General features: G+C 71.4%; 10 protein-coding genes. 4 read left to right on the forward strand and 6 right to left on the reverse strand.

Annotated features, from left to right (window positions below; genetic code table 11):
• Positions 1 to 50: 50 nt before the first annotated feature.
• Together IEY81_RS00005 and IEY81_RS00010 are read right to left on the reverse strand one after the other, a co-directional pair.
• Entirely contained in the window at positions 51 to 992 is a 942-nt protein-coding gene (locus tag IEY81_RS00005; protein ID WP_189116397.1) for an alpha/beta hydrolase, read from the reverse strand.
• 31 nt (positions 993 to 1,023) lie between these two features.
• Positions 1,024 to 2,451, reverse strand: a complete 1,428-nt coding sequence (locus IEY81_RS00010; RefSeq protein WP_189116398.1) for a hypothetical protein — start codon at positions 2,449 to 2,451, stop codon at positions 1,024 to 1,026.
• Between the two features lie 56 nt (positions 2,452 to 2,507).
• Here IEY81_RS00010 and IEY81_RS00015 point away from each other — a divergent pair, with 56 nt between their 5' ends.
• Positions 2,508 to 3,761 carry a glycosyltransferase gene (locus IEY81_RS00015; RefSeq protein WP_189116399.1) on the forward strand — a complete coding sequence of 418 codons (1,254 nt, stop codon included), beginning with the start codon at positions 2,508 to 2,510 and terminating at the stop codon, positions 3,759 to 3,761.
• Positions 3,762 to 3,781: 20 nt separating this feature from the next.
• Here the strand turns inward: IEY81_RS00015 and IEY81_RS00020 are convergent, their stop codons facing one another.
• Positions 3,782 to 5,134, reverse strand: a complete 1,353-nt coding sequence (locus IEY81_RS00020; protein WP_189116400.1) for a hypothetical protein — start codon at positions 5,132 to 5,134, stop codon at positions 3,782 to 3,784.
• A gap of 322 nt (positions 5,135 to 5,456) precedes the next feature.
• Here IEY81_RS00020 and IEY81_RS00025 point away from each other — a divergent pair, with 322 nt between their 5' ends.
• The 3 genes from IEY81_RS00025 to IEY81_RS00035 are packed head-to-tail and all read left to right on the forward strand — an operon-like array spanning position 5,457 to position 9,635.
• Complete coding sequence (locus IEY81_RS00025; protein ID WP_189116401.1) at positions 5,457 to 6,842, forward strand: condensation domain-containing protein; 1,386 nt, start codon at positions 5,457 to 5,459, stop codon at positions 6,840 to 6,842.
• Positions 6,839 to 8,281: a condensation domain-containing protein gene (locus tag IEY81_RS00030; RefSeq protein WP_189116402.1), complete on the forward strand. Its 1,443-nt coding sequence runs from the start codon at positions 6,839 to 6,841 to the stop codon at positions 8,279 to 8,281. Before IEY81_RS00025 ends, IEY81_RS00030 begins: the two co-directional genes overlap by 4 nt.
• A complete protein-coding gene (locus IEY81_RS00035) occupies positions 8,262 to 9,635 on the forward strand; it encodes a condensation domain-containing protein (RefSeq protein WP_189116403.1) in 1,374 nt (457 codons plus the stop codon). Before IEY81_RS00030 ends, IEY81_RS00035 begins: the two co-directional genes overlap by 20 nt.
• Positions 9,636 to 9,777: 142 nt before the next feature.
• Here the strand turns inward: IEY81_RS00035 and IEY81_RS00040 are convergent, their stop codons facing one another.
• From IEY81_RS00040 to IEY81_RS00050, 3 genes are read right to left on the reverse strand one after another with little or no spacing between them, the layout of a single operon-like run.
• Positions 9,778 to 10,725 carry an ABC transporter ATP-binding protein gene (locus tag IEY81_RS00040; RefSeq protein WP_189116404.1) on the reverse strand — a complete coding sequence of 316 codons (948 nt, stop codon included), beginning with the start codon at positions 10,723 to 10,725 and terminating at the stop codon, positions 9,778 to 9,780.
• A gap of 1 nt (position 10,726) precedes the next feature.
• Positions 10,727 to 11,548, reverse strand: a complete 822-nt coding sequence (locus IEY81_RS00045; RefSeq protein WP_229787112.1) for an ABC transporter permease — start codon at positions 11,546 to 11,548, stop codon at positions 10,727 to 10,729.
• Positions 11,541 to 12,362 (reverse strand): ABC transporter permease, encoded by an 822-nt coding sequence (locus IEY81_RS00050; RefSeq protein WP_189116406.1) that lies wholly within the window; start codon positions 12,360 to 12,362, stop codon positions 11,541 to 11,543. Before IEY81_RS00050 ends, IEY81_RS00045 begins: the two co-directional genes overlap by 8 nt.
• Positions 12,363 to 12,438 lie beyond the last annotated feature (76 nt).

The raw sequence follows: 12,438 nt of genomic DNA on the forward strand, positions 1-12,438 counted from the left end.
CTACGTCAACAACCGACTCGGAGTGTCACCAACCTCCTGGCCGAGTACATCTAGACGCCGTACGCCGCCAGCCACCGCTCGATCTCGGCGTAGGCCTGCTTGCGGACGTCGGGCCGCGACAGGATCACGTCGTGCTTCGCGCCCTGGACCGCGACATAGGTGACATGGCTGCCGATCGCGGTCGACCACCGGCGGATCTGGCGCACGTCGAGCACGATGTCGGTGGAGTGGACGAGGTCGCCCATCGCCTTCGGCTTGCTGGAGCGGTCGGAGGAGAGCACCAGCACCGGCGCCTTCACGTCCAGGCCGCGGTGGAGCCTGGCGTGGCCGTCGCGGATGGCCTTGAGCCAGCCGAGCCGGATCGGGTAGGAGCCGACCGGCTTGAGACCGAGGTCGAACTCCCACTCGCCGTCGTGGTCGACATGGAGCGACATCGTGTAGAAACCGGTCACGTCGCGGCCGAGCTCGCGCATCGGAGCGCGGTGGCCGATGCGTCGCACCAGCGGCGTGGCCAGCTCGCGCAGCACGAACGAGCCCTGCAGGTCGAGCCAGGGCGAGTTGAGCACCATCCCGGCCAGCTCGTCGGGCTGGCGCTCGTCGGCCCACAGCGAGGTGGTCAGGCCGCCGGTGGAGTGGGCGCTGAGCATGACGTGGGAGTGACCGTCACGGTCGGTGATCCGCTCCCAGGCGGCGTCGATCTCGTCGAAGTACTCCGAGAGATCACCGACGTACGTCCCGGACTGGTGCTCGCGCAGCGAGCGACCGTACTTGCGCAGGTCGAGGCCGTAGAAGTCGTAGCCGCGCGCGTTCCACCACTCGGCGTACTCCTTCTGGAAGAAGTAGTCGGAGAAGCCGTGGACGTAGAGGACCGCACCCTTCGCGTCGCCGTCGGCCGCACGCTTGACCAGGGTGGCCACGACGGTGCCCTCGAAGTCGTCGTCGAGCTCGATGGTCTCGACGGTGTAGGGCTCTCCGAGTACGTCGATCGTCATGCTCGTCATCTTCTCACTCCGCCCCGAGGCGTCACCAGAAGGTCGGCTCCATGCCCCATCGGCGGTAGACGGTGGTCACGATCTGCTTGAGCCGATCGGAGTCGGGGACCGCGTCCGGGTCGAGGGCGCGGATGCCGAAGTTGCAGGTCTCGCCGACGTCGCACCACCACGAGGTCACCCCGCCGCGCATCCGGCGCAGCTCGCCGCGGGTGGCACCCAGGGCGAGGCCGCGGAAGACGATCGAGTCGGCGGGCACCCCGAACGGGGCGATGAAGTCCGGGTCGGGCCGGCCCAGGTTGGAGGCCAGGCCCAGCGGCGTGACCACGTTCTTGAGCAGCGTCTTGGCCAGCCGGTCCGGGATCATCTGCGCCAGCGGCGCGATGTTGGCGATCGGGTCGGGCCGGGTGCCCTTGAAGAGAGCGGAGAACTCCTTCTTCGACCGCTCCCGGATGTGGGCGAGGTCGGTGACCCGGCCGACGCCGTCGCGCAGCTCGGTCTCCACCGCGATCGACACGCCGGAGGTGGCGTTGGAGCGCAGGTCGCCCTCCCCGCGCATCGAGACCGGCAGCGACATCTTGACCGGCTCGCCGGGACGTACGATCCCGGCCTCGAGGAGCACCTCGACCGAGATCGCGATCTGCAGCGTGTTGGAGGTGCCGCCGGCGCGCTCGACCGCCGCGTCCCACTCCGAGGTCGGGCAGTCGGCGCCGGCGAAGGCGACCTCGTGCACCACGTCGTCGTCCGGCTGCGGCGCGGGCACCGGCCGCTTCTCGGAGGACTGTGCCTCGAGCACCGGCAGCCGGCCCTCCTTGCCCGCCTTCCGGGCGGCGCGCAGGCCGCGGGCCGCCGCCTTCGCCATCCGGCGGGCGTCTCGCCAGTCGTCTGCTCGGGTGACCTCGGCGGCCCCCGGGTCGTCGAAGGGGAGGCGGGGCAGGGGCTGGCGGCGTACGGCTGCGATCAGGGCGCCGAGCTTCATCCCGCCGTCGCAGACGATGTGGGAGGCGTTGTAGGTGACGACCGTGTCGCCGTCGGTGGTGTAGGCCATGAAGAACGCCCACAGCGGCCCCTTGACGGGGTCGAACGGGACGGTGTCGGTGGTGGTGCCCAGCCACGCCATGACCTGGTCGGGCTTGATCCGGTCGGGGTGCAGGCGCACCGGCTCGGTCGTCGTCGCCGGCACCCAGCGCGAGCGCGCGCCGGCCACCCTGGGGCGTACGACCAGGCGGTTCAGCGGCCCCTTGGCCAGCTCGTCGACCACCTCCTGGACCGCCGAGACCGGGATCTCGCCGGGGAAGCGCCAGGCGGTCTGGCCCACGACCGGGACGCCGATGACGCTCGCCGAGCGGAGGAAGACCTCGTCGTCGTACGTCAGCCGGTTGGTGCGCTCGGGAGCGAACGGCGCGGGGCGCGCGCCGGGGCTCGCGGGTGGCAGTGAGGGCAGCATCACAGGCTCGGGCATGCGGTCCGGGTCCTAACGTTGTGCGATCTTCGTGGGCACCACAGGGAGGTGTGCAGGTGCGGTTCGTCTTCGGGTTGATGGGCAGTCGCGGCGACGTCCAGCCGGCGCTCGCCGTGGCTCTCGAGCTGCGTCGTCGCGGCCACGAGGTGACGGTCGGGGTCGCGCCCAACCTGGTCGGTCTGGCCCAGCGGCTCGGTCTCGATCCGCATGCTGTCGGCCCTGACAGCGGTGCGCTGCTCGCCTCGAGCCTGGTGCGCGAGGAGATGCGCTCGGTCAATCCTCGCACCCGGGTCCGGGCGGTGCGGAAGGTGTCCGCACATGGCTGGGACGACTTCCGTGACGACCTGGTCGCACTGGCCGGAGCGCGTGGGAGCGCGGACGTCGTCGTCGCCGGGCTGCTCGGGCAGGAGGTCGGCTCGGCGCTGGCGGAGCGGATCGGCGCCGGGTTCGCGGCGCTGCACTACTTCCCGGTGCGCTCCAACCGGTCGGTGAAGGTGCTGCCCGGTCCTGGCGCGGTGCAGGAGCGGGCCTGGGACGTCGGCATGCAGATGCGCTGGCAGCTCACCCGGGACGCGGAGAACGCCCAGCGGACCGCGCTCGGGCTCGCCCCCGCCCGGACCCGCCTGCAGACCCGGCTCCGCGACCGGGGCGCGGTCGAGGTGCAGGCCTACGACCCGCTGCTCGTCCCCGGTCTGCCGCACGAGTGGGGCATCCAGAGCCCCTTCGCCGGCTTCCTCGCCCTCTCCGGCGCCGACCGGCTGCGGCTGGGGGAGGCGAGCCTGGGCGACGACCTCGGCGAGTGGCTCGACGCCGGCTATCCGCCGGTCTACGTCGGCTTCGGCTCCATGCCGGTCGCCGACCCGGCCCGGCTGGTCGGCGACGTCGCCGCGGCGACCGCGGACCTCGGTCTGCGCGCGCTGATCAGCAGCGGCTGGAACTCCTTCGAGGTGGAGATGCCCGACCACGTACGCATCGAGGGACCGGTCGACCACGCCACGGTGCTGCCGCGCTGTGTGGCCGCCGTCCACCACGGTGGCGCGGGCACCACGGCCGCGGTGCTGCGCGCGGGGATCCCGAGCGTGGTCGGCTGGTACTCCGCCGACCAGCCGGTCTGGGGACGCCTGCTCGGCGACCTCGGCGTCGGCACCTCGGTCAAGGCGAGCCGCCTGGACCGCGAACGGCTCCGCGAGGCCCTCGCTACCGTGCTGATGCCGGCCGTACGCGACCGGGCGGCCCAGACCGCGCCGCTGCTGATCGCTCCCGAGACCGCCGTCGGCCGGGCGGCCGACGCGCTCGAGCGGGCCCGCTGACGCCGGGCGTGCTGCCGGCCTCACCAGATGTCGACGGTGAGACCCCACGAGCCGAGCTCCTCGACGACCCGTCTCTTCAGGAAGTCCAGGTCGGGCACCCGGTCGGGCTCGGCGGCGACCAGGTTGAAGGTCGTCCGCGGCCCCGACTGGATCAGCCAGGAGATGATCCCGCCGCCGACGTCGTAGGCGTCCTGGGCGGTCGCGTTCTGGTAGCCGGCGAGGCCGGCCACGAGGCGTACGTCATCGCCCATCGCGTAGCGGTAGTCGTCGGGAAGCTTGGGCAGGTTGGAGGCCATGCAGGCCGCGGCCGGTGGCTGCGGGAGCTTGTCGAGCACCACGTCGGGCAGCATCTGCATCATCGCCAGCGGCACCGGGACGAGCCCCGGTCCGGCCTGGCCGAGCCGGATGTAGGCCGCCTTGGAGAGCTTCTTGATCGCGGCGAGGTCGCGCCGGTCGAGCACGTCGCGCGGCACCTCGACCATCGCCACACGCGTCGAGTTGGAGCGTACGTCCCCGGGCTGGAAGTCGCTCATCGGCAGCGAGACCGGGACGTCGCCGCGGTCGACCGGCACGTGGTCGATGCGGACGAGCAGGTCGGCGACCACGTTGATGAACCAGGCGTTGGTCGAGCCGCCGTGCTCGGCGGCGATCTTCGCCATCGTCTCGGTGTCGAACTCGGCGATCATCCGCGGCATCCGCCAGGTCTCCGGCGACGGGTTGGGAGTCGCCTCCGGGTAGACGCGGGGCGCTTTGGTGGCCAGGGCGGCGGTGCCGTCCTTCTTCGCCTGGCGACGGGCCTTGCGCCAGTCGCGGACGGCGCGCCACTGGTCGCGGGAGTCGCGGGCCTCGGCGCGCAGCCGCTGCCAGCCCGGGGCCGGCGCCGGCGGCAGCCGCAGCGGCTCGCCGCGCGAGGCCCGGCTGACAGCATCGAGCACCGAGCCGCCGTCGCCCACGGCGTGGGCCAGCAGGAGCGAGACCACGGAGGTGTCGTCGTCGAGGTTGATCGCGGTGAGCCGGTAGGTCAGGCCCTCGTGCGGGTCGAGGTGGTCGCTGTGGCGAGCCTGCAGCCAGTCGCTGATCTCGCCGACCGGGAGCACCTCCTCGAACAGCTCGATGGACGGCTCCCGGTCGGCGTTGGTCCACAGGTCGCGGGCGCCGGGGAACTTCGCGCGGTGGAGCCGGCGGGAGAGACCGCCCTCGGCGAGACCGGCGGCGATGTAGCGCAGCCGCTCGGCGTCATAGGGACTGTTGAGCCGCCAGATCCACTGGTTCGCGATCGGACTGCCGAGGCCGCGATGACGACGGGCGAAGAGGTCGTCGGCGAACTGGAGACGGCCGGAGTTGTCGATCGGTGCGGGGGTGCCAGCGGGCATGTTTCAGGGGATCCTCGAGATAGGCGGCGGCCGGGCGGAGAAGGCGTGACGAGAGCGCGCGCAGGGGGAGGAGTCAATCGGAGTTGATACGTCATGTAAACCCCCCGGGGCAATAAGAGAATGTGGCACTTCCCACGTCAGGGGGCGGTCGAATTTCGGTGTACACCTGTGTGCACAATAGGCCGCGACACGGGACGACGTCGTTGTCGTCACAAGCGGTTCGCCTTCTCGGGCTACGGCGTTCTTGAGGTTCGTTCGGGTCCCCGGGGACCGGCGTCTTGCTGCACTGAACCCCCACCGCAGAGAGGAACTCCACCCTCCGATGGAGTACACCGAGCTGTCCGCGTACGACGTCCCTCCCGGCGAGGTGACTGCGTGGATCCCCACCGCGGACCCGGCCGCATGGGTCGACGACGACCGCCGGCTGTCACACAACCACGAGCTGCACCTCGACACCGCTGAGGCCGGTTCCTGGATCGGTTCGATCATGCGGTTGACCGGACAGCTCGACCCCGAGGCGCTGAGCCTCGCGCTGCGTGCCTGGATCGGCCGCCACGAGGCGCTGCGCGGCACCGTCGAGGAGACTCCGGCCGGCCGCCGGCGGCGCGCGCTCGCTCCCGCGGACGTCTCGGTGACCACGACCGCCCTCGGCAGCTTCGACGCCGAGGGCGCCCGCTCCTGCGTCGCCGACTTCCTCGCCGACCGCATCGACCCGTCGGCCTGGCCCTACGTCGTCTTCGCGACGGTGGCCGACGAGGACGGCTTCACTCTCGTCTTCGGTGCCGACCACGGCGTCATGGACGCCTACTCCCAGCTGCTCTGGTTCGAGGAGATCGCCTCGCTCTACGAGCGCGCGCTCGCCGGTGAGCCGTTCGCTGCGCTCGCCGAGCCGACGACCGGCAGCCACATCGACCACGCCGCCGAGGAGCGGGTCACCGGTGAGGCGATGTCGGCGGAGAGCGAGTCGGTGCGCGTGTGGCGCGACTGGCTGACCACTGCTGAGGGCACCTTGCGGTTCCCCGACTTCCCGGTCACGGGCATCACCGACGTACCGGCCTCGCCGGCGCCCCTGCAGCAGGCCAGCCTGTCCCAGTGGCTCGGCGACCACCACCAGGCCCAGGTCCTCGGCGAGCTGTGCAAGAGCGCTCGCGTCTCCTTCCAGGCCGGGATGATGGGCGCGATGGCGTACGTCCTGCGTGCCCAGCACGGCGTCGAGCGGATGCGCTTCGTGGCACCCATGCACACCCGCTACACCTCCGAGCACGCCGCCGCCGTCGGCTGGTACGTCGGGCTCGTCCCGGTCACCTTTGACATCGCCGGCGCCGAGACGCTGCCCGAGGTCGCCGCGCGCGTCCAGGCGGCGCTCGCCGAGTCGAAGCCGTTGGTGCCGCAGCCGTTCGCCCGGGTCGCCGGCCTGCTCGGCGTCGACGACGCCCCGCACTTCGTGGTCACCTTCGTCGACACCCGGTTCATCCCCGGCGCCGAGCGCTGGAACGACCAGTCCGCCCGTACGCTGCGAGCCCCCGTCCGCGCCGACGACGAGGTCTATCTCTGGCTGGTGCGCGACCGTGACGGTCTCAACGTCTCCACGCGCTACCCCGAGACCGTCGCCGCCGAACGCGTCGTGCGCGACCTCATCGACGGGATGGGCGAGCTCCTCGACGAGGTCGCGCAGCCGGTGCCCGCCGAGCTGGTGGTCACCGCATGAGGATCGCCGCGCTCGCCGAGCTCGATCCGCGGCCCGGCCGGGTGGTCGTGCTGCGCCCGACGGCTGAGGCCCAGGCGGCGGCCGCCGCCGCGCCGGTCTCGCCCGGAGCCCCCTCGTTCCTGCAGGCCGACCACCTGAGCGCCTACCGGGCCAAGGTCGCCGCGGGCGGCGTGCACCGTGCCTGGACCGGCACCGCCGGCGACTTCGACGCCGACTTCTCCGCCCCGGCCTACATCGAGGCACTGATCTCGTTCGTCCGTCGGCACGAGGGGCTGCGGACGTGGTTCGACCTCTCCGGTGAGACGCCGGTGCGCCACCTGGTGCCGGCCGAGGCGGTCGACTTCGAGGCGGTCGAGGTCGAGGCGCCGGCCGACTGGTCCCGAGGCTGGGAGGAGCTTCTCGTCGGTCTCTGGGACGAGCAGTGCCGTCCCGACTCCTGGGCTCCGTTCCTCCTCGGCGCCATCGTGCGCGAGGACGGCTTCTCCTACTTCTGGGGCTGCGACCACGCCTTCACCGACGGCGCCTCGCAGCTGATGGTCCCGGCCGAGCTCGGCACCGCCTACGCCGCCGCGCTGGGCAACGAGACCGAGCCGCTGCCGGAGGCCGGCAGCTTCGTGGCGTACGCAGCCTCCGAGCGGCAGCTGGCGGCGGAGTGCGACGCCGGGTCGCCCGCGGTGCGCGAGTGGACCGACATCGTCACCCGCCACGGCGGACGCCTGCCCAGGTTCCCGGTCCCGCTGGGTCTCGCCCCCGGGGAGACCGCACCCGTGCGGGTCCGGCGCTGGACGGCGCTCGAGGGCGAGGGGGTCGCCGCCTTCGAGGACGTCTGCCGGTCCGCGGGCGGCCGGTTCACCAGCGGCGTGTTCGCGCTCCTGGCCCACGCCGAGCAGCGCCTGACCGGCATCTCCGACTATCTGGGGATCACCGTGCTCGGCACGCGCTCGCAGCAGACCGCGATGTCGCACGGCTGGTTCTGCAACTTCGCGCCGGTCTCGATGCCGCTGGGGGAGACCTTCGCAGAGACCGTGCTCGGCGCCGAAAAGGCCTTCGGCACCGCCCGCGAGCTCGCCCGCACGCCGGTCCACGTACCGCTCGGCGCCATGGTCGCCGGCGGGGTCCTCGCCCCGACCGAGCTGGCCAGCCCGCAGATGGTCTCCTATCTCGACGTGCGCAAGTTCCCCGGCGCTGGCAGCGTCCCCTTCGACACCGGGCTCCACTTCACCGGCGAGGGTCGCACCGCCAACGCGAGCCTCTGGGTCAACCGCTACGCCGACAGCCTGGAGCTGGCCACGCAGAGTCCCGACACCGAGGCGGGCGGCCTGGCCGTGGTGACCTTCGTCGAGGCGCTGCGCGACGTGCTCGCCGAGCTCGGCCTCCCAGCCGAGTCGGTCGACGCCGCCGCGATCATCGGGACCGAGCATGCTGGTCACGACCGCTGATCTGTGGGAGCCCCGGCCGGGCACGCTGCTGCGCTGGGACGTCTCCGCTCCCGGGCACGGTGCTCCCGCCGGGCTCTCCCTCAACCAGCGCAACCATCTCGCCGGGGCGCTGGCCGGCGCGCCGACCGTCTGGCTGGCCGCGGCCTTCGACGTCGAGGGGCCCATCGAGCCGGTCGCGCTCTCGCGCACCTGGCGCACCTTCCTCGCCCGCCACGGCAGCCTGCAGCTCGAGGTCATCACGGGTGCGGACGGGCTCGAGGCGCGTCGCCACCACCCCGGCACGCTGAGGTGGTCGGTCGCCACGGTCGGCCACACCAGCACCGTCGAGGAGACCCGATTCGCGCTGCACGCCGCCCTCGACGAGCACTGCGGGCCCATCGGCTACCCGGCCTTCCTGCCGGCGGCGATCTCGCGCCCCGACCGCTCGACGATCGTCCTCGGCATGGATCACCTGCACTGCGATGCCCACTCGGTCGCCGTCGCCGTGGACGAGCTCGCCAACCTCTACGCCGCCTACGCCGAGGGCGCCGACGAGCCGGTGCTGCCCCCGGTCGGGTCCTTCCTCGAGGCCGTCGAGCAGGGGTACGACGGACCCGCCAGGGTCGATCCCGAGGACCCGCTGCTGCGTGGCTGGGCCGAGTTCCTCGGGTCTCGCGGCAACCGGCTACCGACCTTCCCGCTCCCGCTCGGCCTCGAGCCGGGCGAGCGGGCCACCCAGGCCACCGCGGTGGCCCCGCTCGCCGACGCCGAGCTGATGGACCGGATCGGGGCCCGCGCCCGCAACAGCGGTGCCTCCACCTATGCCGCCGTCCTGGCCGCCCTCGCCACCACGATCGCCGACCTCGGCGGTGGCGCCCGCCTGGACACGATGGCGCCGGTCTCCACCCGCTCCCAGGAGCCGCTGACCCGGTCGATCGGCTGGTACACCACCACCGTCCCGCTCACCGTGCCCGCCTCCCTCACCGATCTGGGGCTGGCCGAGGCCGGCGACGCGGTCCGCCACGGCGTACGCCTCGGGTCGGTGCCGCTCGACCAGGTGCTCGGCTCGCTCAGCGAGCCGCTGGTGCAGACCCGCAGCGACGTCTTCGTCGTCTCCTGGGTCGACTACCGCCACGTCCCCGGCGGTGCCGACCACCTCGACCGCGGCGCCCAGCACATCTCCGCCTCGACCCTCGCCGACGACGTGCAGATCTGGTTCTCCCGCACCTACTCGGGCCTCGGTGTCCGGGTCCGCTACCCCGACACGGAGGTGGCCGCGGCCTCGATCACGGCTCTCCTGGACCGCCTGCGCGACACGCTCGCCGAGCTCTCCCGCCAGCCTGATGACCTCGCCTCGCTGAGCCTCGATTCCTGAGCGGCCTTTGTCCGTTCCTTTAGTAGACGATGACGGTTCGTGAATCCGTTCACGAACCGTCATCGTCTACTGAAAGGGCCAACAAGAGTCTCCGTGCTGGAGATGTGTGCGCCGAGATCATCACGGTGGCGGGGGATGGATGTCAGCCTCCGTAGAGGTTGCGGATGACGTCCTCGATGTCGGGCTCGTGGATGGACAGGTCGGCGACGTCGTAGCCGGCGGCGACCTGGGAGACGAGCGGGGCGGCGGAGGAGCCGGCGGGGAAGGCGAGCCACTGGCGGGGGCCCTCGACCTTGACGACCTCGGCGCCCTCGACGGCGATCGGGGCGGCCTCGTCGACGAGGTCGACGACCAGCGTGCGGGAGGCCCCGCCGCCGGTACGCAGGGAGGGCAGCGGACCGTCGAAGACGGCGGTGCCGTCGTCGATCACGATGACCCGGTCGCACAGCGCCTCGATGTCACCGAGGTCGTGGGTGGTCAGCATCAGGGTGGTCCTGCGCTCGTGGTTGAGCGCCCGCAAGAACTCCCGCAGCCTCCCCTTGGAGACCACGTCGAGCCCGATCGTGGGCTCGTCGAGGTAGAGGATCTCGGGGTCGTGGAGCAGCGCCGCGGCGATGTCGCCGCGCATCCGCTGCCCGAGGCTCAGCTGCCGCACCGGGGTGTCCAACAGGTCGCCGAGGTCGAGCATCGCGACGTGGTCCTCGAGGTTGCGGCGGAAGGTCTTGTCGGGGATCCGGTAGATCCGGCGCAGCAGCTCGAAGGAGTCGCGCAGCGGCAGATCCCACCACAGGCTGGTGCGCTGGCCGAAGACCACCCCGATCCGCCGGGCGAGCTCCCGGCGCCGGCGCGACGGCTCCAGCCCCGCGACCTGCGCCGACCCGCCGGAGGGCACCAGGATGCCGGTGAGCATCTTGATCGTGGTCGACTTCCCGGCGCCGTTGGGGCCGATGTAGCCGACCATCTCCCCGGCGTCGATCTCGAAGGTGAGGTCGTGCACGGCACGCTTCACCACCGACGTACGCCGCAGCAGCCCGGCCCGCTTTCGGATCGTGAACTCTCGTGACAGGTCCTTGACCTCGATCAGCGACATCTCAGCTCCCGGTGGATCGATAGCGGCGAAGCCCCTGGCGCCACACCAGCGCGGTGATGCCGACCAGCACGAGCGCGGCCAGGGGAGAGGCGAAGCGGAACCAGCCCGGTGCGCCGAACGGGTCGGTCTCGCCGAGCAGGAACAGGCAGGGGTACCAGTTCACGAACGTCAGCGGCAGCAGGTAGGTGAGCGAGCGGACGACCTCGCGCGGGAAGATCGTCATCGGGTACTGCATGATCGTGTTGCCACCGTAGGTGAAGGCGTTGGCGAACTCGGAGGCGTCGGTGGTCCAGAACTGGATCGTCGAGAAGGTCACGAAGACGCAGAAGTAGATGACGACGCCGGAGACGATCGCCATCACCAGCACCCCCAGCCGCTGCGGGTTCCAGTCCACGATCGGCGCAGCCCAGGCGAAGACCGCGACCCCCTGCCCGATCTGGCCGAGCCGGCGCAGCTCGAACCGGTCGGCGCACAGCTGCACCAGCACCGGGACCGGTTTGGTCATCATCGCGTCGAGGTCGCCGCTGCGTACCTTCTGACCGATCTTCTCCACGCTCCCGACCAGCATGTCGGCGATGCGGAACGCGATCGAGGTGACCCCGTAGAGCAGCCCGATCTCACGGAGGCTGAAGCCGCCGTAGGAGTCGATGTGGGTGAACATCAGCCAGATCGAGACGAAGTCGAGGAACGTGATCAGCACCCCGCCGACCATCATCGTCCAGAAGGAGACCGGATAGGAGAGCGCTGCGCGGATCCACAGCAGCGCGATCAGCCAGTAGGCACGCACCGCACCCGGAGGTCGAGCCTGTCGAGCATCAACCACCCTGGACCACCACCTTGCGGGTCGCGGCACGTAGCACGAGCGAGCACAGCGCCAGCAGCACGACCGCCCACAGGATCTGCAGCCCGATCGCGGCGAGCATGTCGGCACCCGTGTGGCGCCCGAGCCAGATGTCGGCGGGGGTCTGGATGTAGGAGGCGAACGGCAGCGCCAGCGCGACCTGGCGCAGGCCCTCGGGGAAGAGGTTGAGCGGCAGGGTGAGTCCGCTGAAGAAGGTCGCCAGCACGCTCAGCAGCACCCGTGGCCCCGTTGCGTCGAGGATCCAGAAGGCGCTGACCGCGAAGAGGAATCGGACCGAGAAGCTGACCACCACGGCGAGGACGATGCTGATCGCGAAGCCGACGACGCCTGCAGGGGAGGGGACCACCAGCCCGAAGAGCACCGCGCCGACGATGGTGGGCGCGACGCCGCGGGTCGCGAAGTGGTAGAGCCCGCGACCGAGGTCGGCGGCGAGGTACCAGCCGAGGACGCTGACCGGTCGGTAGAGGTCGACGGCGATGTCGCCGTTGCGGATCCGCTCGGCGAGGTCGTCGGTCGAGCCGCCGCTCCACAGCGCGATGGTCATCAGCAGCGCCTGGCCGATCCAGACGAACGTCACCGCCTGGTCGACCTCGTAGCCGCCGGCGGTCGGGTTCTGCTCCCACAGCGCCAGGTAGGCGAAGGTGAGGATGATCCCGAAGACCGAGTTGGTGAAGATCCCGGCGAGCGTGGCCGCGGTGTAGGTGGAGTAGCGGCGGAAGGACCGGGCCGCGACCGCCGCATACAGGCCGACCTGCGAATGCTGGGCCCCGGACACCCGACTTACGTTTCCACATCACTGCCTGCGTACGCCAAGGGGTTTCGTGGAATAACGTCGATGGAGCAGCTGTTTG

The sequence above is a fragment of the Nocardioides luteus genome, from assembly GCF_014648595.1.
Lineage (GTDB): Bacteria > Actinomycetota > Actinomycetes > Propionibacteriales > Nocardioidaceae > Nocardioides > Nocardioides luteus.

Bases quoted from the DNA above. Each gene is read 5' to 3' on its own strand.
- IEY81_RS00005 (WP_189116397.1), bottom strand. From the start codon at position 992: ATGACGATCGACGTACTCGGAGAGCCCTACACCGTCGAGACCATCGAG.
- IEY81_RS00010 (WP_189116398.1), bottom strand. From the start codon at position 2,451: ATGCCCGAGCCTGTGATGCTGCCCTCACTGCCACCCGCGAGCCCCGGC.
- IEY81_RS00020 (WP_189116400.1), bottom strand. From the start codon at position 5,134: ATGCCCGCTGGCACCCCCGCACCGATCGACAACTCCGGCCGTCTCCAG.
- IEY81_RS00025 (WP_189116401.1), top strand. From the start codon at position 5,457: ATGGAGTACACCGAGCTGTCCGCGTACGACGTCCCTCCCGGCGAGGTG.
- IEY81_RS00030 (WP_189116402.1), top strand. From the start codon at position 6,839: ATGAGGATCGCCGCGCTCGCCGAGCTCGATCCGCGGCCCGGCCGGGTG.
- IEY81_RS00035 (WP_189116403.1), top strand. From the start codon at position 8,262: ATGCTGGTCACGACCGCTGATCTGTGGGAGCCCCGGCCGGGCACGCTG.
- IEY81_RS00040 (WP_189116404.1), bottom strand. From the start codon at position 10,725: ATGTCGCTGATCGAGGTCAAGGACCTGTCACGAGAGTTCACGATCCGA.